General features: G+C 63.4%; 21 protein-coding genes. 9 read left to right on the forward strand and 12 right to left on the reverse strand.

Annotated features, from left to right (window positions below):
* Positions 1-60: 60 nt before the first annotated feature.
* Positions 61-1,431, reverse strand: coding sequence for an FAD-binding oxidoreductase (locus GJB56_RS12970; protein WP_113683129.1), 1,371 nt, complete (start codon positions 1,429-1,431; stop codon positions 61-63).
* Complete coding sequence (locus tag GJB56_RS12975) at positions 1,428-2,129, reverse strand: FadR/GntR family transcriptional regulator (RefSeq protein WP_113683130.1); 702 nt, start codon at positions 2,127-2,129, stop codon at positions 1,428-1,430. The genes GJB56_RS12970 and GJB56_RS12975 overlap by 4 nt, the downstream gene beginning before the upstream one ends.
* Before the next feature lie 92 nt (positions 2,130-2,221).
* Between GJB56_RS12975 and GJB56_RS12980 the strand changes: the two genes are divergently transcribed.
* The gene (locus GJB56_RS12980; RefSeq protein WP_020908430.1) at positions 2,222-2,839 is read left to right on the forward strand and encodes a cysteine hydrolase family protein; all 618 of its coding nucleotides are present in this window, start codon (positions 2,222-2,224) and stop codon (positions 2,837-2,839) included.
* A gap of 5 nt (positions 2,840-2,844) precedes the next feature.
* Here the strand turns inward: GJB56_RS12980 and GJB56_RS12985 are convergent, their stop codons facing one another.
* A complete protein-coding gene (locus GJB56_RS12985) occupies positions 2,845-3,486 on the reverse strand; it encodes an alpha/beta hydrolase (protein WP_021344970.1) in 642 nt (213 codons plus the stop codon).
* A gap of 84 nt (positions 3,487-3,570) precedes the next feature.
* Here GJB56_RS12985 and GJB56_RS12990 point away from each other — a divergent pair, with 84 nt between their 5' ends.
* Entirely contained in the window at positions 3,571-7,014 is a 3,444-nt protein-coding gene (locus GJB56_RS12990; protein WP_113683326.1) for a TM0106 family RecB-like putative nuclease, read from the forward strand.
* A 45-nt stretch (positions 7,015-7,059) separates the two neighbouring features.
* Here GJB56_RS12990 and GJB56_RS12995 read toward each other — a convergent pair whose 3' ends face one another.
* Both GJB56_RS12995 and GJB56_RS13000 read right to left on the reverse strand, forming a co-directional pair.
* Positions 7,060-8,235 carry an amino acid deaminase/aldolase gene (locus GJB56_RS12995; RefSeq protein WP_113683131.1) on the reverse strand — a complete coding sequence of 392 codons (1,176 nt, stop codon included), beginning with the start codon at positions 8,233-8,235 and terminating at the stop codon, positions 7,060-7,062.
* A 70-nt stretch (positions 8,236-8,305) separates the two neighbouring features.
* Positions 8,306-8,953, reverse strand: coding sequence for a TetR/AcrR family transcriptional regulator (locus GJB56_RS13000; protein ID WP_020908434.1), 648 nt, complete (start codon positions 8,951-8,953; stop codon positions 8,306-8,308).
* 78 nt (positions 8,954-9,031) lie between these two features.
* Here GJB56_RS13000 and GJB56_RS13005 point away from each other — a divergent pair, with 78 nt between their 5' ends.
* Complete coding sequence (locus GJB56_RS13005) at positions 9,032-10,345, forward strand: D-arabinono-1,4-lactone oxidase (RefSeq protein ID WP_019749315.1); 1,314 nt, start codon at positions 9,032-9,034, stop codon at positions 10,343-10,345.
* 3 nt (positions 10,346-10,348) lie between these two features.
* On the opposite strand, the gene GJB56_RS13010 is transcribed toward GJB56_RS13005, so the two are convergent.
* From GJB56_RS13010 to GJB56_RS13025, 4 genes are all read right to left on the reverse strand, one after another.
* Positions 10,349-11,314 (reverse strand): adenosine deaminase, encoded by a 966-nt coding sequence (locus GJB56_RS13010; protein WP_019749316.1) that lies wholly within the window; start codon positions 11,312-11,314, stop codon positions 10,349-10,351.
* A gap of 7 nt (positions 11,315-11,321) precedes the next feature.
* The gene (locus tag GJB56_RS13015; RefSeq protein WP_019749317.1) at positions 11,322-12,083 is read right to left on the reverse strand and encodes a crotonase/enoyl-CoA hydratase family protein; all 762 of its coding nucleotides are present in this window, start codon (positions 12,081-12,083) and stop codon (positions 11,322-11,324) included.
* Positions 12,084-12,118: 35 nt separating this feature from the next.
* A complete protein-coding gene (locus tag GJB56_RS13020) occupies positions 12,119-13,312 on the reverse strand; it encodes a class I adenylate-forming enzyme family protein (protein WP_113683327.1) in 1,194 nt (397 codons plus the stop codon).
* A gap of 93 nt (positions 13,313-13,405) precedes the next feature.
* Positions 13,406-14,206, reverse strand: a complete 801-nt coding sequence (locus GJB56_RS13025; RefSeq protein ID WP_031332045.1) for an enoyl-CoA hydratase/isomerase family protein — start codon at positions 14,204-14,206, stop codon at positions 13,406-13,408.
* Here GJB56_RS13025 and GJB56_RS13030 point away from each other — a divergent pair.
* Positions 14,205-15,605, forward strand: coding sequence for an FAD-binding oxidoreductase (locus GJB56_RS13030; protein WP_113683132.1), 1,401 nt, complete (start codon positions 14,205-14,207; stop codon positions 15,603-15,605). The genes GJB56_RS13025 and GJB56_RS13030 overlap by 2 nt on opposite strands.
* On the opposite strand, the gene GJB56_RS13035 is transcribed toward GJB56_RS13030, so the two are convergent.
* Both GJB56_RS13035 and GJB56_RS13040 read right to left on the reverse strand, forming a co-directional pair.
* Entirely contained in the window at positions 15,565-17,049 is a 1,485-nt protein-coding gene (locus GJB56_RS13035) for a DHA2 family efflux MFS transporter permease subunit (protein WP_019749321.1), read from the reverse strand. The two genes, GJB56_RS13030 and GJB56_RS13035, sit on opposite strands and share 41 nt — an antisense overlap.
* Before the next feature lie 2 nt (positions 17,050-17,051).
* Entirely contained in the window at positions 17,052-17,675 is a 624-nt protein-coding gene (locus tag GJB56_RS13040) for a PadR family transcriptional regulator (RefSeq protein WP_019749322.1), read from the reverse strand.
* A 144-nt stretch (positions 17,676-17,819) separates the two neighbouring features.
* Between GJB56_RS13040 and GJB56_RS13045 the strand changes: the two genes are divergently transcribed.
* Positions 17,820-18,509 carry a GNAT family N-acetyltransferase gene (locus GJB56_RS13045; protein ID WP_019749323.1) on the forward strand — a complete coding sequence of 230 codons (690 nt, stop codon included), beginning with the start codon at positions 17,820-17,822 and terminating at the stop codon, positions 18,507-18,509.
* A gap of 35 nt (positions 18,510-18,544) precedes the next feature.
* Positions 18,545-19,579 carry a glutathione S-transferase family protein gene (locus GJB56_RS13050; RefSeq protein WP_113683328.1) on the forward strand — a complete coding sequence of 345 codons (1,035 nt, stop codon included), beginning with the start codon at positions 18,545-18,547 and terminating at the stop codon, positions 19,577-19,579.
* A 10-nt stretch (positions 19,580-19,589) separates the two neighbouring features.
* On the opposite strand, the gene GJB56_RS13055 is transcribed toward GJB56_RS13050, so the two are convergent.
* Positions 19,590-20,000 (reverse strand): VOC family protein, encoded by a 411-nt coding sequence (locus GJB56_RS13055; protein WP_019749325.1) that lies wholly within the window; start codon positions 19,998-20,000, stop codon positions 19,590-19,592.
* A gap of 154 nt (positions 20,001-20,154) precedes the next feature.
* On the opposite strand from GJB56_RS13055, the gene GJB56_RS13060 reads away from it, so the two are divergent.
* The 3 genes from GJB56_RS13060 to GJB56_RS13070 all read left to right on the forward strand — a co-directional run bounded on the left by GJB56_RS13060 (position 20,155) and on the right by GJB56_RS13070 (position 22,744).
* A complete protein-coding gene (locus tag GJB56_RS13060) occupies positions 20,155-20,904 on the forward strand; it encodes a hypothetical protein (protein WP_003945111.1) in 750 nt (249 codons plus the stop codon).
* 68 nt (positions 20,905-20,972) lie between these two features.
* Positions 20,973-21,974 carry an ABC transporter ATP-binding protein gene (locus GJB56_RS13065; protein WP_041815089.1) on the forward strand — a complete coding sequence of 334 codons (1,002 nt, stop codon included), beginning with the start codon at positions 20,973-20,975 and terminating at the stop codon, positions 21,972-21,974.
* The gene (locus tag GJB56_RS13070; RefSeq protein ID WP_113683133.1) at positions 21,971-22,744 is read left to right on the forward strand and encodes an ABC transporter permease; all 774 of its coding nucleotides are present in this window, start codon (positions 21,971-21,973) and stop codon (positions 22,742-22,744) included. Before GJB56_RS13065 ends, GJB56_RS13070 begins: the two co-directional genes overlap by 4 nt.
* Positions 22,745-22,755 lie beyond the last annotated feature (11 nt).

Genomic DNA, 22,755 nt, shown 5'->3' on the forward strand with positions numbered 1-22,755 from the left:
GTGCAGCAACAAGTTCGTCTGGTAGCGCAATTTCCGACGAGTGAGGGTCGGAAGAAGCGCTCAGATACCCCGTCCGGGATTGAGAATGCTCTTCGGATCGAATGCGGCCTTCACCGCAAGCATCAACTGGCGTTCGGTCTGGCCGACCATGTCTGCCATGTACGGCGCTTTGAGAACCCCGATACCGTGTTCACCGCTGATCGTTCCGCCCAATGCCAGTGCGCCGGCAACGATATCGTCGAAAGCTCCGCGCGCACGATCCTGCGCTCCCGTTTCGGCAGCGTCGAACACGATGGTCGGGTGGAGATTGCCGTCGGCGGCGTGGCCGAAGGTTCCGATCGTGACACCGTGGCGATCGGCCGCTTCACGAATGCATCCCAACATGGACGGCAACGCCGGCACCGGCACCGCGACGTCGTCGAGAAGTACCGTGCCCAACGCCTCGAGAGCTGGCAACGCCATCCGGCGGGCGGCAGTGAACTCTTCACCTTCCACCGGATCGTCGGTGTGGAAAACCTCTCGAGCCCCGGCACTTTCGCACGCCGCGGCGCAGTCCGCTGCCTCGGCGGCCGCCGACCTACCGTCGCACTGGATGAGCAGCATCGCCCCGGCCGATTCGTCCAGCCCCATCTTCGTCAGCCGATTGACCGCGCCCATGGTGACGTCGTCCATCAACTCCATCTGACACGGTTCGGCCACTGCCGACACGGCGAGGACGGCATCGATCGCGGACTCCGCGGAATCGAAGAAGGCGACGACGGTGGTCGCGGCAGTGGGCGCCGTACGCAACCGCATCGTGGCTTCGACGATGACCGCGAGCGTTCCCTCCGAGCCCACGAGCAGATGTGTCAGGTCCAGCCCCGCAACATTTTTGCGCGTCCGTGCACCGGTACGGATCACACGCCCGTCGGCGAGTACCGCCGTCAGGGCCGCGACGTGATCACCGGTGACGCCGTACTTGGCACAACAGATGCCGCCTGCATTTGTCGCCAGATTGCCGCCGATACTCGAGATGGACCGGCTTCCCGGATCCGGTACGTACCAAAGACCCTGCTGTGCAGCAGCTTCCGCCAGGTCACCATTGATCACTCCGGGCTCCACCGTGGCGGTGCGCGCGGCAGGATCGATCTCGAGAATGCGATCCATGCCCGCGACGCTCAAGACGATGCACCCGTCGAGCGCATTGGCAGCGCCGGCCAACCCGGTACCTGCCCCTCGTGTCACCACCGGAACGGAGAGTTCGTGCGCCACCGTCATAACCGCGACGACGTCGTCGACCGTCTTCGCCTTGAGCAGCGCGGCGGGCCTTCCGGCTGCAGTGAGCAGTGATTGATCCCGGACGTACGCGCCCATTCGGTCGGGATCGGTTGTCGCCCTGTCCCCCACCGCTTTCTGCAAGCGTTCACCCAACAGATCGATACTCGTGGTCATTCCGTTCGTCCTTCGTAGAATCCGCGCACATGGCGCTCGACCAAATCGGCGGCCTCGTCAGCTGCGCCGCGCTCGATCGCGTCGGCGATACCCTCGTGCTCGGCCAGCAGTGCGCCGAGCGTGGCCGCCGAGTTCTCGCGCGAGTCGAGTTCGCTCAGCAGGTAGCCGGCGATGCTGTCGCGGAGAACCGTCATGACCAACCCGAACGCCTTGTTTCCGCCCGCTCCGGCGAGCGCAACGTGAAAGTCGACGTCGGCGTCGTGGAATGCGACCGAGTCGTCGGCCCGGGTTGCGATGCGCATTCGCTCGATCGCAGCCCGGGCGCCCTCTGGCACGGCGGTGACGGTTCGTAGCGCAGCAGCTTCGAGCAGCACTCGCAATTCGACAAGATCGCCGAGCGGAACCGCGCCCACTTGCAGTGCCGTACTGAGAGCGGTGGCCGCAGAATCGGCGGTGTGCTCGTGCGTCACCCGAGGCCTGGCAGTAGAGGTGGTGTCCGCGCCGGTCAACAATCCCTGTGCTTGCAGGACACGAAGTGCCTCGCGCACCGTCGATCGACCCACCGAGAAGGTCTGCGCGAGTTCCTGTTCGGTCGGCAACGCCTCGCCGACGGGAAGCGAGCCGTCGAGTATGGCAGCACGGATTCTTCCCGACACGGCAAGGCTGAGCGGCATGCGCGACAACGGAGTCGTATCCATGCCGCGACGCTACCACCCCTTGCCTGCTTGTCTGACAAACTGTTTAATTGAGGAGATTCGTGACCCGGACCACAACAGACAAGGTGTCGACCATGACCGACAAGCTCGAATTGGATCCAGCAACCACAGCCGTCGTGCTCATCGAGTACCAGAACGACTTCACCACCGAGGGCGGTGTTCTTCACGAGGCCGTCGCTCCGGTCATGGAATCGAACGGACTCCTCGCGAACACCACTGCGCTGGTCGATGCGGCTCGGGCGGCAGGTGTCACCGTGATGCACGCACCGATCACCTTCGCCGAGGGGTACAACGAAATCACCTCGCATCCGTACGGCATCCTCAAGGGCGTCGTCGACGGCAAGGCTTTCGTGAAGGGTTCCTGGGGAGCTGCGATCGTCGACGAACTCGCCCCGAAAGACGGCGACATCGTCATCGAGGGCAAGCGTGGACTCGACACTTTTGCCAGCACAAACCTCGATTTCATTCTGCGCAGCAAAGGAATTCGCACGATCCTTCTCGGCGGCTTCCTGACCAACTGCTGCGTCGAATCGACCATGCGCACCGGATACGAGAACGGTTACCGGGTCATCACACTCACCGATTGCGTGGCAGGCACTTCGGTCGCCGAACACGAGAACGCGATCACCTACGACTACCCGATGTTCTCGCACCCCGTCACGTCGAAAGAGGTGCTCGGCGCGCTCTCCTGAGAGGACTACCTGGAATGCGCGAGAAGGAATTCACGGCTGACGTTGGTGACACTGGCGTGAACCTTCTCGTGCAGCAGGTCGTGACCGGCGTCCTCGAACTCGCGCATCTCGACGTTGCGCAGCGTCCGCGCCCAGTCCCGGACGGGATCAACCGGGGCGATCCGGTCGTCGGTACCGTGAACGACCAGGACTGGGATGCCCGCGTCGGAGAGTTCCGCCCACCCGTGTTGCTCCACCGCGCTGCGCGGGATGCCGCACAACACGGCGGACGCGAATTCGTGATCGCGATGAGCCAGCACCGTCAGCGCAGTCACGGCACCTAACGAATGACCCATCACCGCCTGCGGAACTTCGGGCAGTTCCGCCAAGGCGATGTCAGCCAGCGCGGCTGCATCGGCAGCAAGATCGGAGAGCGGAGCCCCGACTCCCGGATCACCCTCCGACAAACCGTGCCCGGTGTGATCGATCGCCCACACGTCGATCCCCGACGCCGTCATTGCGCCCGCGAAACGGTGATACTGCCCGCTGTGCTGACCGAGGCCGTGCAGAAAGACCAAAGACACAGTGGGCACTGCGCCCCCTGCCGCCGGCCAATGCCGAAAGTGCACCTGACCGGTTCGTCCGTCGAAGAAGGGCATGGTCGTCATTCTGCACTCTCCTACGGGTATCCGCGGGCGGTGGGCGATTACTGGCGGGGTTGCCTTGTCGGTGAGCGATGGCACAATCTCCGTGTGTTCCTACTCGATGATCAGATCGTCTACAGCGCCAGTGACCTCTCGGCCGCGGCCTCGTGCGAGTTCGCACTGTTGCGGCAACTCGACGCCCGCACCGGTCTGATCTCAGCCGAGGCGGCCGAGGCGGATCCGATGCTCGAGCGGACGTCGAGCCTCGGCGACTCGCACGAGCGCGAACAGCTTCAGAAGTTCATCGATCAACACGGAGACGGCGTCGTCGTCATGCCGCGACCGGAACACTCACGCGCAGGCCTGACCGCTGCCACGTTGGCCACCGTCGAGGCAGCACGATCGGGCGCGCCAGTCATCTATCAGGGAACCTTTTTCGACGGCCGATTCCTCGGGTTCTGCGATTTCCTCGTCCGCGAAGGCAACACCTACGCGGTCTACGACAGCAAGCTCTCCCGGCACGCCAAGGTATCGGCACTTCTACAACTCGCCGCATACGCGGATGCGTTGGAGCGCAATGCAATTGCCGCCTCCGATCAGGTTCATCTACTGCTCGGCGACGGCAGCACGTCGTCGCACGACATCGGAGACATCGCGCCGGTATTCGCAGCACGCAGAGCTGAACTCGAACGCGTCCTCGACGAGCACCGTGCTGAGGGGAAACCGACACAGTGGCTCGACGATCGGTACCTGCGTTGTGGTCGATGCAACACCTGCAGCGTCGAAGTCGAAAGTCATCGGGACCTGCTGCTGGTTGCGGGCGTCCGCGGCAATCAGCGTGAACAACTGATCGTCTCGGGGATCACGACAATTGACGAACTCGCCGCGAGCACCGGACCTGTCGAGGGAATTCGACGGGAAACACTCGACAAACTCCGTGCACAGGCCGCGGTTCAACTTCGTCAGGAACAATCCGGCGACGCCGAATTCGAGGTCTACGAACCCTCGGCGCTCGGCGGACTACCCGTCCCCGACGACGGCGACATCTTCTTCGACTTCGAGGGCGATCCCCTCTGGGCCGAGGACGGATCCACCGACTGGGGGTTGGAATACCTTTTCGGTGTGGTCGAAGGACCGGCGGACGACTACGTGTTCAAGCCGTTCTGGGCACACGATCGCGACGGTGAACGCCAGGCACTCCTCGACTTCCTCGACTACGTCACCGCGCGCCGAGAAGCTCACCCCGGCATGCACATCTATCACTACGCCGCGTACGAGAAATCGGCGCTGTTGCGCTTGGCCGCACGTCACGGTGTCGGCGAGCAAACGGTGGACACGCTGCTCAGCGAGAACGTGCTCGTGGACCTGTACCCGATCGTCCGCGCCTGCCTGCGGATCGGACAACGCTCGTACAGCATCAAGAAACTCGAGCCGCTCTACATGGGTGAGCACGGCCGCGACGGCGACGTGACCAATGCCGCCGCTTCGGTTGTCGCTTATGCCGACTACTGCCAATTGCGCGACGGAGGACAAGCCGACCAGGCCAGGGAACTTCTTCAGGGCATCTCCGACTACAACGAGTACGACTGCGAATCCACTCTGCGCCTGCGTGATTGGCTTGCCGAGCGCGCCGCAGAACACGGCGTCGAACTTCGTGAGCCGACCGGGCAGATCAAGATTCCACTCGAGGAGCTCACCGAATCGGAGATCGCGCTCCGCGAATTCGCAGGACACAAGGCAGGTTCGGCGCGTACCCCCGATCAGCAGGCAGCTGCTCTACTGGCTGCTGCGGTGGGGTACCACAATCGTGAGCGGAAGCCGTACTGGTGGGCCCACTTCGACCGATTGGTCACACCGATCGAAGACCTGGTGGACATCCGCGACGTCATGGTGGTCGAACAGTCCGAAATCGAGGCGGACTGGCACAAGAGCACCCCACGTCAGAAGAAGTTCCGTCGACACATTCAGCTGACCGGAAGTTTCGGCACCGGAACGTCTTTGAGCCCGGGCAGTGATCTGTTCGCTCTCTACGCAACCCCCTCCCCCGATGCTGTTGCAAGCGAGAACCCCACCCAACGCGGCACCAGCAGCGTCAAGGTCACGGCCGTGGTCAAGTCCGAAGGACTCGACGTGGTCACCGTCGAAGAACTGCTCGGCGGTGACGAATACCTCGATGCTCCAGTCGCATTGGCACCTGGTCGTCCGATTCCCACCGGACGCATGGAGAAGTCCATCGCCGCTGCCGCATCCGGCGCCAGCGAGATCCTGCCCGAACTGCCACCCGTAGCAGCGGTCGACATTCTCCGGCGCAGCACCCCGAGGACACGCTCGGGTTCACCGCTCCCGCCCGTCGGCACCGACAACAACTACGCGGACGCCATCACCGCCGCACTTCTCGACCTCGATGATTCCTACGTGGCAGTACAGGGTCCCCCTGGTACGGGCAAGACCTACACGGGTGCTCGTGTCGTCAAGACACTGATCGAACAACATCAGTGGCGAATCGGAGTCGTGGCTCAGTCACATTCGGTGGTCGAGAACATGCTCGGCGGCATTCTGAAGGCCGGCGTGGACCCTGCACTGGTCGCGAAGAAGGGCAGCCGCAGCAAGACCGCAGAATGGCAGGACATCGCATCCGAAGAATATGCGGGATTCATCGCCGAGGCCGAAGGCGTCGGCTGCGTCATCGGCGGCACTGCGTGGGACTTCGCGAACACCGATCGTGTTCCGGCGGGCAGCTTGGACCTGCTCGTGGTCGACGAGGCGGGCCAGTTCGCGCTCGCCAACACCATTGCCGTCGCGATTTCCGCGCGAAACCTGTTGCTGCTGGGCGATCCGCAGCAGTTGCCGCAGGTGAGCCAAGGTACTCACCCCGAACCTGTCGACGAATCGGCGCTCGGTTGGCTCGCCGAGGGACACGGCGCACTGCCACCCGAACTCGGCTACTTCCTCGAGAAGACTTGGCGGATGCACCCGGATCTGTGTGCGCCCGTGTCCGCACTGTCGTACGAGGGCAAGCTCCATTCTCAGGAAACCGTGAGTGCGGCAAGGAAACTCGACGGACTCGCTGCCGGAGTGCACACAGTGTTCGTCGATCACCGCGGCAATTCCACGTACTCCCCGGAAGAGTCCCAGGAAATCGTTCGCCAGATCCAGGGCCTTCTCGGTACGCCATGGACCGATCCGAGCGAGTTCGAGGGAACCCGGCCCCTGGAGCAGTCGGACATCCTCGTGGTCGCGGCATACAACGCCCAGGTCGGTACCGTCGAGCGCGATCTCACCGAAGCCGGTCTCACGGAGGTCGAGGTCGGGACCGTCGACAAGTTCCAGGGCCGCGAGGCCGCGGTGGCAATCGTGTCGATGGCCGCATCTGCCGTCGAGGACGTCCCGCGAGGAATGTCGTTCCTCCTGTCGCGGAACCGCCTCAATGTTGCTGTCTCCCGCGGCAAGTGGTGCGCGATCATCGTCCGATCACACGCGTTGACGCAGTACATGCCGAGCACGCCCGCAGGATTGGTGGAGCTCGGCGCGTTCATGAGGTTGACGAGCTAGCCGAATGTTTTCACACCCAAAGCCTGTCCTACCCGAAACACTGTCCTACCCGAAACACTGCCCTTCGCCGCGGTAGGTGGGAACCGAGGTTCGGGTGCCGTCGGCTTCGACCACATACACGCGGTCGAAGCGCTCGCACAGCTCGCCGGCCTTGGCGTGACGGAACCATACGCGGTCGCCGATCGCGATGTTTCCGGCTTCCTTCCCGGTGACCGGTGTCTGGACTTCGCCGGCTCCTTCGTTGCGGAGCAGTCTGAGGCCAGCGGGCCAGACCGGTGACGGAACGCGGGTGGCTCCGGCAGGTCCCGACGCGATGTATCCGCCGCCGAAAAGGGTCGTGACGGACGGCGTCGGCTTGCGCACGGCCGACAGTGCGAAGAACAGCGCCGGATCGGGACGGAAGGCACGGTAGCGGTCGAACAGGGTCGGTACGTACAGTCCGGAGCCTGCTGTTACCTCGGTCACCACAGGATCGGCCGAGCTGACCTCCAGCGACCCCGTACCGCCGCTGTTGACGATCTCGAGTGCACCCACGGCATCGGTGACGGCCGCGACCACAGCGCCCCTTCTGGACGCCAGTTCGCGGGCAGAGGCCTTCTTGACCCAACCGATCGGAGCGCTGGTGTCCGGGAGGCCGGCGATCTGGGCTTCGTAGAACATCACTCCGACGACGGAGAATCCGCGCTGACGAGCACGCGCCGCGAGTGCGGCGACCGCGGCAGGTTCGCGCAGCGGCGAGCGTCGTACGCCTAGATGGATCGGACCGATCCGCAGTGACGCATCGACGTCGAGACATACCCGGACAGGCGCATCTCCCGTCGACGCCGAACGAATGAGATCCAACTGCGCATCGTCGTCGACCATCAAGGTGATCGATTGGAGGGCGGTGTCATCGGCAGCGAGATCCGCGATGGCGCCACGATCGGCGGTCGGGTATCCCATCAGGATGTCCCGTGCGCCGAGCCCGACCAGCCACAGAGCCTCGCGCAGTGAGTACGCCATGATTCCGCGGAACCCGCCGGATGCAGTCAGTGTGTCACCGAGAGTTTCAGTCAGAACCGTACGACAACGAACCGATTTGCTCGCCACTCGCACCGGGGTTCCACCGGCGCGGCGCACCAGGTCGGCTGCATTACTGCGCAGTGTGGTCAGATCCAGAGCAGCCAGAGGCGGGTCGAGTTCTCGCGTGGCAGCAGTGAGTCGATCGAGGGTCCTGGTCACAGATGATCCAATCGTCGCGGCGTGCGACCAGTCAATCACCAATCCTGGACGTATGTCCAGGATGGCGGTTCTACTGAGGCGCGACCACTGCTTTATTGGCGATTACCTGAACCATTTCTCCGAACTCGGCAATGGTCGCGTCGGAGTCGCGATCGACCAGCCATCGCAGAACAAGACCGTCGATCATTGCAAGACTCAGTCGCGCAATCGAACTCAACGGCTCCGTCCACACCGTGCCCGATATCTTGGCGCACTCTTCGAGAAACGACACCGCGAGCTCATCCATGATTCGGTACTGCTCAAATGCAACTGCCCCAGCACGTTCGGCTCCGAGATTGCGACTACGCAGTGCCTGCGCGGTAATTTCGTAGGTCAACAACTGGCGATCCGGGGTTGCTTCGATGGTCGGCCACATTCCGGTCAGGCCGATATGCAGCAATTCCCTGAGCCCCTGCACGCCACTGAGATCCGGCGCATGGCGGACCTGCGCGAACGCATACTGCATCGACGCACTGAGCTGCAGAATGAGCGTTTCACCCATTGCCGCGATCAGCGCTTCCTTGCTCTCGAAGCAGTAATGAACGACGCCGAGCGATACGCCGGCCTCCTCTGCCACCGCCCTTACCGTCACAGAACTGACACCGCGCTGTTCCGCAATAGACAAAGCGGACTCGACCAATTGTGTGCGGCGTTCGTCCGCCGGAAGCCTGTTCAGCATCCAATGATCGTAGAACGCAAATGACAAAATCTTCGCGCAATACTTGCCTGGACGACCGTCCAAGTACATTATTGCGTAATGGCTTCGGACACTTGGCAGAACTGGGCGGGCACTCAAAGTGCCGCGCCGCGTCGCTTTGCGACGCCGACAAATACCCGTGAACTTTCGTCGTTGGTCGCCGAGGCCGCGGCGCGCGGCCAACGCGTGAAGGCCGTCGGCGCCGGCCATTCGTTCACCGGTGTCGCGGTCACCGACGGTGTCCTCGTCAGCCTGGACAACTTGAGCGGAATCGACTCGATCACGCCGACCGACGACGGTGCGCTGGTCACTGTTTTTGCAGGCACTCGCCTTCATGCTCTCAACGACGCCTTGTGGCAACGCGGATATGCGATGGCCAATCTCGGCGACATCGACGTCCAGTCACTGGCCGGCGCGACGTCCACCGGCACACACGGCACCGGCGCACGATTCGGCGGTATCGCCACACAGATTCGCGGAATCGAGATCGTTCTCGCCGACGGATCCGTCGTTACCGCAAGCGCAGACGAAAACGTCGAATTGTTCGAAGCAGGCCGCCTCGGATTGGGCGCAATCGGCATCATTTCGAAGATCACTCTCGCCTGCGTCCCGCGATTCACACTTCGCGCAATCGAGGAACCCGACACGCTGTCTCACATACTGGACACCCTCGAGAGCGATCGTCTGGGCTTGGACCACTTCGAGTTCTACTGGTTTCCGCACACCGACCGTGTCCTGACGAAGAGCAATACGCGACTGCCCGGAGATACCGAACCCGATCCAGTGGGCAAGGTCCGCGCGTTCGTCGACGACGAACTCCTCTCGAACACACTCTTCGAAGGTGTCAACCGCGTTGCCACCCTGGCACCGGCCGCGATCCCGAGAATCAACAACGTGTCGTCTCGATTGCTCGGCGCCCGGGAGTTCACCGATCGCAGCTACCGAGTATTCGCGTCTTCGCGCCGGGTGAAGTTCAAGGAGATGGAATACGCGATTCCCCGCGAACACGTCACCGAGACACTCCACGAAATCGACCGCTGGATGAAGAAGTCCGGAACTAACGTCGCGTTCCCCGTCGAAGTACGTTTTGCTGCCGCCGACGACCTCTGGCTCTCGACTGCTCACGGACGCGACACCGCATACATCGCCGTACACCAGTACCACCGACGACCCGAAACCGAATACTTCGCCGCAGTGGAAGCCATCGCCCGCGCCGTCGACGGCCGGCCGCATTGGGGAAAAATGCACAACCGGACCGTCGACGACCTGCGTCCTACGTACGACCGACTCGACGACTTTGTCGCCGTGAGAGACAAGTACGACGCGAATCGTGTGTTCGACAACGAATACTTGCGTCAGGTACTCGGCGACTGACGGTCAGCGCCGCAGCAGTTCCGCTTTTCGTGCATCGCTCGCAAACGAGGCTTTGATCGAGTTCCGGGCGAGGGTGTCTCGCTCGGCCTCGGTCAGACCCAAGGCTCGGCCCAGTTCGGTGAAATTGTCGTCGACGTATCCCCCGAAGTAGGCCGGGTCGTCGGAGTTGACCGTGACGATCAAACCCATCTCGAGCATCGATCGAAGCGGATGATCCGACAGCGAATCGAACACCCGCAGACGAACGTTCGACAACGGGCAGACCGTCAGTGGAATCTCCTCGTCGACCAGACGCTCGATCAGGGCAGGATCCTCGAGTGCCCGGACTCCGTGGTCGATCCGCTCGGCGCCGAGAATGTCGAGTGCCTGCCAGATGTACTCGGGCGGTCCCTCTTCACCGGCGTGAGCGACAACGTGCAAACCCTCGGCACGCGCACGGGCGAACACGTCCTCGAACAGTGACGGTGGGTTGCCTACCTCTGCGGAGTCGAGCCCGAGCCCGACGATCGGAGCCTGCAGGCGAATTATCTCGGAGAAGATCTCCTCGGCGTCCTTGACGGGCTGATCTCGGAGGATGGCGGCGATTGCCGCGCTGCTGAGCCCGAACTCGCGCTCGCTCGATGCCACCGCATCCATGATCCCGTCCAGGACCTCGGTCAGCGGAACACCACGGACTACGTGCGCCTGTGGATTGAAGAAGAACTCGGCATGCGCGACGCCGGCCGCAGCCGCCCGGCGGAAGTACGCTCGCGTCAGGTCGGCAAAATCCTCCGCGGTGCGCAGGACGGCCATGTTGGCGAAGTAGAGATCGAGGAACGACTGCAAGTCGGTGAACTCGTACCTCGACTTTAGATCGTCGATGTCCTTGTACGGCAGATCCATTCGATTGCGCTCGGCAAGTCGGTAAATCTGTTCGGGCTCCAGAGAACCCTCGATGTGCATGTGCAGTTCTGCGACAGGTGTAGCCATGTCGGTGTTACCGCCCCTTCCAGACCGGGGCGCGCTTCTCGGCGAACGCCGTCGCACCCTCGCGTGCATCTTCGGATGCGAATACCGGCGCCATGACCTGCAACTGCTTCGCGAAAGCTTCATCGTCGGACCAACCGCCGGCCTTGACGATGATCTCCTTGGTGACCGCTACCGCGAGCGGTCCGTTGCGGGTGATTCGATCAGCCAGCTCCAGTGCGCCGTCGAGCGCCTTGCCCGGTTCGGTCAACGTGTTCACGAAGCCGTAGCGGTATGCCTCCTCGGCGGTGAAACTGTCGCCGGTCAGCGCCAGTTCCAGAGCCTTCTGGTACGGAATCCGCTTGGGCAGGCGCAACAATCCGCCGCCACCTGCAACCAGTCCTCGCTTGACCTCCGGGATACCGAACTTCGCTTCGGACGACGCCACCACCAGGTCGGTGGCAAGCACGAGTTCCGTGCCGCCTGCCAACGCGAAGCCCTCGACCGCCGAAATGATCGGCTTACGCGGTGGCCCTTCCGTGAATCCGAGACCGCGTCCCGGCACGAGGACGTTCTCGCCGGCCACGAATGCCTTCAGATCCATACCGGCACAGAAGTTTCCGCCGGCTCCTGTCAGCACGGCCAAGGACAGATCGTCGTCCGCATCGAGCTCTTCGACCGCCGCGGCCAACGCGTGACTGACCGCCGAGTTGATGGCGTTACGCGCCTCGGGCCGGTTGATGGTGATGATCAGTGTCCGCCCGCGCCGCTCGGTGAGAACCTCGTCCGCCATGATGTCCCTCTCGTTTGTCGACCACGCTCGCGTGACTACGCGACGTTGCGTTCGACAATACGGACGAAGCCATCGGGGTCGATCTGCGCGGTGTCGTGAGTGCAGAACCACCCCTGGGTGAATCTCGTCGAGGTCGCTTGCGGCGAGTTCCAATACCGACGCGTGACACTCGGTCCACGGCACAACAACTCGCCGAAACCACCTGGAGCATCCGGGCCGTACAACGCCACTTCCATTCCACCGAAAGCGATTCCGACGCTTCCGAGGTGGGTGGGCGCCGACTCGGTTGGCAGAATGAGACCAGCCCCACAGGTTTCGGTTTTACCCCACCCGATCACATGCCGAGCAGCCGGGAACAGAGTCAGCAGCTTGGATTCCTGTTCGGCCGTGATCGGCGACCCGCTGCAATCGATCCACTGCACCGACCTCGAACCGGCACGCGCCGCCGGTCCGAGCGTGAGCAACCGTGGCTCGAGCAAGTCCTCGGGCCGCCCGGTCACGATGTCGACGGTATGTACACTCTCACGCCAGAAGTCCCCGGCGAGGACCACCGTTCCACCGACCACCAACGTCGCGAGCACGTGCACGAACTGCCGCACCGACTTGAAGTCGTTGTCCACCAGCAGATTCCGCACACCTTCGACGCCGTAGTCACGCGAGTGCAGAATTCCGACGATGGCAGAAAGCACGTTCTCGTTGCTCAACTCGACGCCAAGCATCTCGCCCGAAGAATCCGCGGTGTACGCGAGGATCGCCATCTCGTCCGGGGCGGCGCCGTCGTCGATGAACGGAACACCGTGCGGGAGTTCCCCATCGAGCACCAACACCGAACCACTGTCCGCGATGACGAAGTCCGCCGCACCATCACTCAAGTGCACACCGACGGAGACCGGAACGCCGCCGGCGAGGATGACACCGAGGCACGCCTCCATCCATCTCACCCCAGCTGCGACACGAATGGCCACACGGTCACCGATCTCGACGCCTCGCGACTTCAGCCCTCCCGCGACCCGCGACGCCTCGGCCCACAGCTCCGCGAAGGTGACCTGCTCGCCGTCGACCTCCTCGACCGCGACGCGCGAGGAGAACCGATGGACGGCGATGTCCAGTAGTTCGGACAACGACGGGTCCAGTTGGCTGTACCGAAGCACCCCGTCACCGGCGCGGGTGACGCGGGCGTCGGCGAGGAGCTGATTCGAACACGGGTATTCCACAAGCGTCGACCGCATCGATACCTCCACGTCACTGACAACCCACCGGCCATTCGACTATATGACGTGGATCACAGTTCGTGGAGGTCTCTGGCGATAATCGTCGCAAACTTACTTTCCGGAGTAGACCGCTTTGCCCGGTCCGACGTCGAGGAAACTGCGGACAGCGCCGCGTAGGTCATCGGTGGCGAACAGCGCACCGGACACTCCGGGAGTCACCGAATCCGCATGAGCGATCCCGCCGGAACGCCAGGCCGCGACGATCTGCTTGGTGGCGTCGTGGGCTCGCGTGGGTCCGTCCGCCAGCCTGGTCGCCAGGGCACGCGCCGCAGCATCGACATCGTCGTGAACTGCATTGACGACGCCCCACGAGTGCAGGGTTACGGCGTCGTAGAGATCGCCGGTCATGACCAACTCCCGAGCTCGTCCGGAACCGGCACGCTCGGCCAAACGCTGCGGTCCACCCATGGACGGCGTCAGACCGACCACTGTCTCGACCAGTCCGAACTTCGCCTTGGGCGCCGCGAGGATGATGTCGCAAGCCAACGAGATCTCGAATGCAGCAGTCAGCGTCAACCCGTGCGCCGCATAGATCACCGGGCACGGCAATGCCTCGAGCGGATGGCAGATCTGGGCGAACAGTTGGCGCCACAACTCCGCGCCCTGCTCCGGGTCGAGGCCGTCGAACACATGGACGTCGACGCCGGCCGAGTTGACCTTGCCCTCGGCGCGCAGAAGCACCGCGCGCGGTGGGTTTTCGGTCAGCGTCGCAACATCGGCGATGACCGCGTCGAACATGGCCTGATCGAACAGATTGAGTGGTCCGTGTGCGAACGTCAGGACAGCTACCTCGGCACCACCATCGGTGGTGAAGCGCTCGAGACGGGTGGGATGCGATTCGGGAGCAGTCATGCCGCCACACTGCCACATCGAACCGGCCTACGATCGTCGGGTGGACGGACTGAGAAATGCGCTCGCGGACGTTGTGGGACACCGGTTCGTCGTCACCGACGCCGACGTGTTGGCGACCCGTTCCACCGATCAGACAGGGCGGTACACGGGCCGTGCCTGCGCCCTGGTCCGACCGGCCGATACAGCCGAAATCGCTGCACTGCTGAACGTGTGCCGCTCCCGCGGTGTACCGGTCACCGTTCAGGGCGGGCGAACGGGCCTGGTCGCCGGCACGGTGCCAGAACACGACGACGTCCTGCTCTCCACCGAACGCCTCGCGGCGATCGGCGACGTCGATCTTGCCGCCGGGCGGATCACCGTCGGGGCGGGAGTGACACTCGCGCAGGTACATTCCGCGGCGGCCGCCGCCGGTTTGAAGTTCGGTGTCGACATAGCCTCGCGGGACACTGCGACGATCGGCGGCATGGTGTCCACCAATGCCGGTGGCCTTCACACGGTTCGATACGGGAACATGGCCGAACAGGTGCTCGGCCTCGAGGTGGTACTCCCCGACGGAACTACTGTGCGTCGGTCACCGAAAGTGCTGTCGGACAACTCCGGATACAACCTGCCCGCACTGTGGGTCGGTAGCGAAGGAACTCTAGGGGTGGTCACTTCCGTCGACCTGAAATTACGGAAGATACCGACCTACCGCGTGACGTCGCTGACCGGTTTCGACACACTCGAAGACGTCGTCGAGGCGGGGCGAGTGTTGCGCACTCTCGACGGCGTCGACGCACTCGAATTGTTGGACGGGCGCGGTCTCGAACTGGCCGCACGCCATTTGAACGCCGCGGTTCCGACGGGGCGACCGTGGTACCTCCTCGCCGAGGTGTCCGCGGCCCACGATCCGCTGGAAGACCTGGCCGAGCTGCTCGAACGCATCGGCCCACCGCAGACCCCGGCCGTGGCGGTCGACGCCCACGGCTCGACGCGCTTGTGGGCGGCACGCGAATGCTTCGCCGAGGTGGTCGGATTGTTCGGTCCCCCACTGAAATTCGACGCGGCGCTACCGCTGGACTCGCTTGCCACCTTCACCGAGGACGCAACGGCGGTGATCGCGAGCCGAGCGCCCGAGGCAATTCCGATCCTGTTCGGACACGTCGCTGAGGGAAACATCCACCTCAACGTCCTGAACTGTCCGAACGCCGACATCGTGTATCGCAGTGTCCTCGAACTGGTTCGCGATCACGGCGGAAACGTCAGTTCCGAGCACGGGGTGGGCTCGCTCAAACGCAACTATCTGGACCTGGCCCTCTCGGCGCAGGACATAGCCACGATGTGGGCGATCAAGCGAGCCCTTGACCCGAGCGACTATCTCAATCGCGCAGTGATGTTTCCCGACGCGCTTCGGCACTGACGGCCATCGCGTCGTCGTGCGCGTCCCCGCGTAAAGGCCGGGCGAAGCACACCGACGCGACGAAACCGATGAGCAGCACACCCGCAGGTAGCCAGATCGACTCCGACATCGCCGTGCTGAACGGTTCACGGACGAACTCGGGGAGGTGACCAACGCCGGCTTCCGAACTGCCGCCGGTCAGTCCCTGAGCCGCCAATCGTGCAGTGATCAGAGCGCCGATCGCAGCGCTGCCGAGAACCGCACCCACCTGCCGGGTGGTGTTGTAGACGCCGGCGCCCGCGCCCGCCTGCATCGGAGGCAGGTTGTGTGTGGCGGTGGCCGCGAGCGGAGACCAGATGCACGCGTTGGCGAAGCCGATCAGGCCGATCGGCAGGAGCAGTTCCCAGATCGCGACGTCGGGAGACATCACCAGTGCCAGCCAGCCCAAGGCGACGGCGAACAGCAGGAAGCCGGTGCCGGCGATGTAGCGCGGATGTGTCTTGTCGACGAGCTTGCCGATGATCGGGGCGAAGATACCGGTCAGCACTGCCATCGGAACGAGCAGCAACGCCGACTGCGTCGGGGAGAGGCCACGAACTGCCTGTGTGTAGAACATCAGCGGAAGGACCATCGACGTGATCGCAAAGCCCATCGCGGTGATGGCGACATTGGCGAGTGAGAAGTTGCGATCCTTGAAGAGTTCCAGGGGAAGCAAGGGTTCGTTCTTGTTGCGCGACTGGTAGAACACGAACACCGCGAGCAACACCACACCGGCGCCGATCAGGCTCCAGACGAATCCGTTCCAGTCGTACGAACTGCCTTCCTGGATTCCGAACACCAGAAGGAACATGCCTGCGGCGCTGAGGATCACGCCGGGGATGTCGAATTTGTGCTCGCTGGTCGGCAACGACGGAACGAGCTTCCAGGCGAGCAGGAAGGCGATGACACCAACCGGGACGTTGACGATGAAGATCCATTCCCAGCCGAGATTGTCCACCAGGACGCCACCGGCAAGCGGACCCACCAGGGTGGCAACACCGGCAACGGCGCCCCACAGACCCATTGCGGCGCCACGCTTGTTCGGCGCGAACGTGCGTGTGATGACGGCCATCGTCTGAGGCGTCATCATTGCAGCACCAAGACCCTGGAAAGCCCTTGCGACGATGAGCATCTCGACGCTGCCGGACAGACCACACCACAGTGATGCGCCGGTAAACAGTACGAGGCCGATCATGTACAGGTTCTTCGGACCGAACCTGTCACCGAGTCGGCCCGTGACGAGCAGCGGCACCGCGTACGCCAGCAGGTACGCGCTGGTGACCCAGACGACCTTGTTGATGTCGGTGCCGAGGTCCTCCATGATCGCGGGGTTGGCGACAGCGACGATGGTGCTGTCCACCAGAATCATGAAGAACCCGATACACAGCGCCCACAGCGCGTGCCAGGGATTGACCTGCTTTTCCATCTTCAGTCCTTAGGTAGTGCGGACGAGCCTGCGGAGCCGGCCAGCCGGTCGAGAAGTTCTTGTGAGAGCCAGGGCATTTCGCCGCTCTCGATGTCTGTCACCAACGCGCCGATCCACTCTCTTTCGGCGACGGTCAGTGCGTGGGCGTAGTCCGCGCCCACCGTGAAGATTCGTGGTTTCTCCGCGGCCTTCACCGCTTCGTAGTCGACCTCGAATTTCGCAATCGTCTTGTCGAGGTGCGCGAGACGGATCCGAAGCATCTGACACGCAGTCGATGCGGAGAGGTTGTGCATCTCGGCAAGCGCGAGTGGCAACCGCGGATACTCCCGCACCGGAACCGCCAACATCTCGCGTAGTTGATGTTCGAGGGCATCACGGCCGCGGGCAGTGATCTCGTACGTCGTCCGCTCCGGGCGGTTGCCCTCACGATCGGTCCCGATCGAAGCCAGAAGTTCCTGCTTCTCCAACCGGGAAACCGTGTGATAGAGCGATCCCGGCTTGATTTTCACCAGCTGATCGCCCCGCCGCACCGAGGCGAGTTGGTACATCTCGTACGGGTGCATCGAACGCTCGGACAGCAGGCCCAGCACGGTGATTCCCAAAGGCGTCAGTGACACGTCACCCATGAGTCCCCCTCCCTGACAAGCCGCAGTTGCCTGACGAACCCTAATTGACCATTTCTTGACTATTCCACCCGAAATAGTCCACATGGAATATACGACCTCTGTCCGTCTCGATCAACCCGTTCGAATCGGACTAGCCTGTAGCGAGTGGACGATCATCACCTCGACATCATCCGACTTGCCTGGGCGCGTGAGCTGGGACTCGGCGACTCGGCACTGCGTCCGGCGCACACGGCCCGGGTCGTCGGCGACGACATCCACGTTCTCGATCTGGCAGGCTCCGGTGCGATCGTCGGGCCACAGTGGTTCATCGAGCGCACAGAGGGCATCTCCGTCGACGCACTACTGCAACCGACACGTCTCCTCGAGATCGCCGGCGATCACGGCGGGCGAATCACCGGTCCCGTCGATCTCGCTTTCCTCGGCGACTACACGGACGCGCCACCCGACGAGCAACTGCTGATTTCCCACGAGGTCGACGACGCCCTCGCCGTCGCTGCGCTGTGCCCACCCGACGACAGCACCACGGCCGACCTCGAGAACCGGACGCGGTGGTTCACCGCCGTCACCGATTCCACCGAGGTGCTCGGATGCGCGGCATACTCCGAATTTCAGGGATTCGTGGCAGATCTCACGACCCTGACTGCTCCTGCGCATCGCCGTCACGGAATCGGCTGCGCAGTAACGCTTCTCGCTGCGGAGGACGCTCTCGATTCCGGGTTGATCCCCCAGCTACGCACGAGTCGCGGCAGCGCGATCGCCGCGACGCTTCCACGTAAAGCCAAATTCGACGTTCTGGGGGCATACGCTCGGGTACACGTGCACCTGCCCAGTTGACACTCGAAATGACACTCGAACGAGAGGGACCGCAGATGAGTACGGAAGACGGCGCGAGCGAACCGACATTCGTCGAAGAGGGTCGTGAATTCAAACGCGACACCAACTACATCCCGACCCGGATCACCGAGGACGGTCGCGACGGTTACCCCGTCGAACCGGGGCGATACCGGTTGATCGTGGCACGTGCCTGCCCGTGGGCAAACCGCGCCATCATCGTCCGCCGCCTGCTCGGCCTCGAAGACGTACTGTCGATGGGCATCTGCGGTCCGGTTCACGACAAGCGAAGCTGGACTTTCGATCTCGACCCGGGCGGCGTCGATCCCGTACTGAAGATCCCGCGACTAGAGGACGCGTACTTCGCCCGAGATCCCGAATACCCCAGGGGAATCACGGTGCCCGCCATGGTGGAGATCGCGACGGGCAAGGTGGTCACGAACGACTACCCACAGATCACCCTCGACTTCTCGACGCAATGGAAGAAGTACCACCGCGAAGGCGCACCGGATCTGTACCCGGAGCCTCTGCGAAACGAAATCGACGAAGTGGCCGAGTACGTGTTCCGCGACGTCAACAACGGCGTCTACCGCTGCGGTTTCGCCGGTTCACAGCAGGCGTACGACGAGGCATACGACACGCTGTTCGCCCGCCTCGACTGGCTCACCGAACGTCTTGCCCGGCAACGCTTCCTGGTGGGAGACACCATCACCGAGGCCGATGTGCGCCTGTTCACCACGCTGGCGCGATTCGATCCCGTCTATCACGGCCACTTCAAGTGCAACAGAAGCAAACTCAGCGAGATGCCGGTGCTGTGGGACTACGCACGCGATCTGTTCCAGACTCCCGGATTCGGTGACACCATCGACTTCACACAGATCAAAGCGCACTACTACATCGTGCATTCCGAGATCAATCCCTCCGGAATCGTGCCCAAGGGACCGGAATTGACGCACTGGCTCGAACCGCACGGCCGCGAACAGTTGGGTGGCCGACCGTTCGGGGACGGCACACCGCCTCACCCGCCCATCCCGTCGGAAGTGGTTCCAGCAGAGCACTGGGCCACCAGATAGGTCGCGGCGGCTACTCCCCTGCGTACGTGCCGAAACTCCAGTACACACCTTCGGGATCACGGCAGGTGAACCCCCGCGAACCGTAGTCCTCGTCGCGCAATCCCTGCGTGATCGTGGCGCCCGCCGCGACAGCGCGTTCGTGGAGTGCATCAGCTGCGTCCGCGTCGTCCACGACGATGTACACCGAACCGATTCCAGGCGGCAGGCCCGCGATCGCCGAATCGGTGCGCGGCGAACCCAGCATGATGCCGCCACCGCCCGGCCAGTCGAGTTGGGCGTGGTCCACCACGTCTCCCTCGCCGTAGACGACCTTCTCCACGAAACCGAAGGTGCTCACCAGAAAGTGGATTGCAGCCCGGGCGTCGAGGTAGCGCAGTGTCGGCCAGATGGTCGTCGAACGAGATTCCGAAGTGGCGGTCATAACACTCGAACTCCTGCCTGGGAAAACTCACGAAGAAAACCGAGTCTCGTACGAGCCTATGGCCCCTGCGATCACCGCCGCTACCGAAAACTTCACCTATTCTCGAGATACGGTCCACCTCGCTTCAGAGGAGGACAACTGTGGAGGGGCAGCAATGAGCAAGTCGACGAACAACGACAGCGGGCGTATCGAGAAGGTCCTCGTTTCCGTTCTCGACAACGGAAGCCGCCTGCAAGCGCCCGCAGTAGCCAAATACGTCAACCACGTCCGTAAGGCGCACCCCGACGAGTCACCTGCTCAGATCGTCGAGCGGATGGAGAAGATGTTCATTCTCGCCGTGACCGGAAGCGGCAGTGCCGTCGGCGCCACGGCCGCGGTGCCGGGCGTCGGAACAGTCGCGTCCATCGCTGCAGTCGGTGCGGAATCGGCTTTCTTCCTCGAAGCGTCGGCGCTGCTCACATTGGCAATAGCGTCTGTCCACGGAATCTCCGTGCAGGATCATCAGCAACGACGTGCCCTGGTACTGGCAGTCGCACTCGGCGAATCCGGCATGGAGATCGTCCAGAAGGCCACCGGGATCACGGCCAAGAACTGGGGAACGGCAATCACGAGCAAGATTCCCGGACCCACGATGAGGGGAATGAACAGCACCCTCGTGCGGAAATTCGTGACCAAATACGCCGCCAAGCGCAGCGCACTGATCCTCGGCAAGCTCGTTCCCGCCGGAATCGGTGCGGTCATCGGCGGTGCGGGTAACCGAGCCATCGGCAAGGGCGTCGTCAAGAATGCGCGCGAAGCCTTTGGACCCGCACCGGCCAGGTGGACCGATCACCTGATCGTGATGCCTGCCGACGATGCCGCAGTGCTTCCCCAGACGGAGACACGCCGGGCCATCCGCAGATAGCCGTCCGGGCCGTAGGCTCGCATCACGTATTCGCCGCCGACCCGGGAGCAGCATTGACGAACACCGCAATGGGATCCTTCTCTGCCCCCATCGAGATTCGTGGGTTGACGAAGACGTTCAAGGCGGCGCGCGCGGTCAACGACCTGAGCTTCGACGTTCAGGCGGGCTCGATCACCGGGTTTCTCGGCCCGAACGGTTCGGGCAAGACGACCACGTTGCGGATGCTCCTCGGACTGGTGTCACCGACGTCGGGATCGGCCACGATCAACGGCACTCCGATGCGTTTGCTGTCCAACCCGGCCCGGACCGTCGGCGCAGTACTCGACGTCGGCAGTCTCCATCCGAAACGAACGGCGCTCGGACACCTCGAGATCTACGCGGCCGCTATCGGCACGCCGACTCAGCGCGCGGCGCAGGTGCTGGACATGGTCGGTCTGAGTTCGGTCGGAGCCCACAAGACCGGCACCTTCTCGCTCGGGATGCGCCAACGCCTGATCCTTGCCACCGCGATGCTCGGTGATCCCGAGATCCTCGTGCTCGACGAACCCGCGAACGGACTCGACCCCGAGGGCATGGCGTGGCTACGTCAGTTCCTGCAGACCTTCGCCGGTTCCGGCCGAACGGTTCTGATCTCGAGTCACGCGCTTCGTGAAGTGGAAGCGACCGTCGACAGCGTGGTCATCGTCAGCGCCGGCTCACTCGTCTACCAAGGGACCATGGACGAACTTCGTCGCTCCCAGCGCAGTCGACTTCTCGTCTCGTGTTCCAACCCAGCGCTCCTCGCCACGGCACTGGCCGCTCGGGGAATCATCGACGCCCAGATCACGCAGGACGGACGGCTCGCCGTGGGCGGCACCGACACGTCGGTGCTCCCACCGGTGGCGTCGGCGGCCGGTGTCACGATCTTCGGTGTCGCGACCGAAGGCGCAGATCTCGAGCAACTGTTCCTCGCGATGACAACACCGCAGTACGCGGTTCCCCAGGTCGGATACCACCGCCCACCCGGTCCCGGTTCCGGACCGGGCTATTACGGCCCTGCCGCATACGGACCTTCCGGAGGACACAGATGACCACGCTCGTGCGCGCGGAGACACTCAAAGTTCTCACCCTGCGCTACTGGTGGGCACTGGCTATCGCACCGGTGGTCGTGGCCGTGCTGATTGCTGCCTCGACTCGGACGTTCGTCGAAGTCGTGGCCGATTCGGCCGACACCAATTTCGACGTCGATGTCGTGTCCACCGGCGTCAGCCTCGGTGTCTCCAACACGCTTGTCCTGGTGTTCGCGGCCGTCTTCGGAGCACTCACCGCCGGATCCGAATTCGGCTACAAGACTCTCACCACGACGTTCCTCACAGCTCGTGGCCGCGACGGAGTTCTCGGCGCAAAACTTGCCGTCGTCGCGGTATTCGCCGTCGGCTACGCACTGGCGGTCGAAGTAGTCAGCATCGGCGCGATGTTGCTCTTCGGCCGGGACTTCAGCTTCACCACCGATCTCTTCGCCATCTGCGCCGCAGGCATCCTGGCGTGTGCGCTGTGGGCACTACTCGGCGCCGGGGTGGCCCTGCTCACCGGTTCGTCGATGGCCGGTGCCCTCTCGGTCATCCTGTGGTTCGTCTTCGGTGAATGGATCGTCCGCGCCGTGCTGCTCGCGATGGATCTCGGTGGGATCGGGGCCGCGCTTCCGGTGTCGGCCACGATCGGCACCATGGTCAATGCGGCACCGTCGATCAACGTCGACGCGTTTGCGTCCTGGCCGAGCGGCCCGATGATGCTGGCCGCTTGGGTAGTTCTGTTCTGCGGGCTCGGTTGGCTACGGACCAGGACCCGCGACATCACCTGAAAAAGCTGTCT

It is taken from the genome of Rhodococcus sp. AQ5-07 (assembly GCF_009707305.1).
Classification (GTDB): Bacteria; Actinomycetota; Actinomycetes; order Mycobacteriales; family Mycobacteriaceae; genus Rhodococcus_F; species Rhodococcus_F erythropolis.

Coding starts and splice junctions, on each gene's coding strand:
- GJB56_RS13025 (WP_031332045.1), bottom strand. CDS start 14,206: ATGACTGCTCCCGAATCGCATCCCACCCGTCTCGAGCGCTTCACCACC.
- GJB56_RS13060 (WP_003945111.1), top strand. CDS start 20,155: ATGAGCAAGTCGACGAACAACGACAGCGGGCGTATCGAGAAGGTCCTC.
- GJB56_RS13055 (WP_019749325.1), bottom strand. CDS start 20,000: ATGACCGCCACTTCGGAATCTCGTTCGACGACCATCTGGCCGACACTG.
- GJB56_RS13050 (WP_113683328.1), top strand. CDS start 18,545: ATGAGTACGGAAGACGGCGCGAGCGAACCGACATTCGTCGAAGAGGGT.
- GJB56_RS12985 (WP_021344970.1), bottom strand. CDS start 3,486: ATGACGACCATGCCCTTCTTCGACGGACGAACCGGTCAGGTGCACTTT.
- GJB56_RS12970 (WP_113683129.1), bottom strand. CDS start 1,431: ATGACCACGAGTATCGATCTGTTGGGTGAACGCTTGCAGAAAGCGGTG.
- GJB56_RS13015 (WP_019749317.1), bottom strand. CDS start 12,083: ATGGCGGACGAGGTTCTCACCGAGCGGCGCGGGCGGACACTGATCATC.
- GJB56_RS13070 (WP_113683133.1), top strand. CDS start 21,971: ATGACCACGCTCGTGCGCGCGGAGACACTCAAAGTTCTCACCCTGCGC.
- GJB56_RS13040 (WP_019749322.1), bottom strand. CDS start 17,675: ATGGGTGACGTGTCACTGACGCCTTTGGGAATCACCGTGCTGGGCCTG.
- GJB56_RS13030 (WP_113683132.1), top strand. CDS start 14,205: ATGCCGCCACACTGCCACATCGAACCGGCCTACGATCGTCGGGTGGAC.
- GJB56_RS12975 (WP_113683130.1), bottom strand. CDS start 2,129: ATGGATACGACTCCGTTGTCGCGCATGCCGCTCAGCCTTGCCGTGTCG.
- GJB56_RS13000 (WP_020908434.1), bottom strand. CDS start 8,953: ATGCTGAACAGGCTTCCGGCGGACGAACGCCGCACACAATTGGTCGAG.
- GJB56_RS13035 (WP_019749321.1), bottom strand. CDS start 17,049: ATGGAAAAGCAGGTCAATCCCTGGCACGCGCTGTGGGCGCTGTGTATC.
- GJB56_RS12980 (WP_020908430.1), top strand. CDS start 2,222: ATGACCGACAAGCTCGAATTGGATCCAGCAACCACAGCCGTCGTGCTC.
- GJB56_RS13010 (WP_019749316.1), bottom strand. CDS start 11,314: ATGGCTACACCTGTCGCAGAACTGCACATGCACATCGAGGGTTCTCTG.
- GJB56_RS13020 (WP_113683327.1), bottom strand. CDS start 13,312: ATGCGGTCGACGCTTGTGGAATACCCGTGTTCGAATCAGCTCCTCGCC.
- GJB56_RS13065 (WP_041815089.1), top strand. CDS start 20,973: ATGGGATCCTTCTCTGCCCCCATCGAGATTCGTGGGTTGACGAAGACG.
- GJB56_RS13005 (WP_019749315.1), top strand. CDS start 9,032: ATGGCTTCGGACACTTGGCAGAACTGGGCGGGCACTCAAAGTGCCGCG.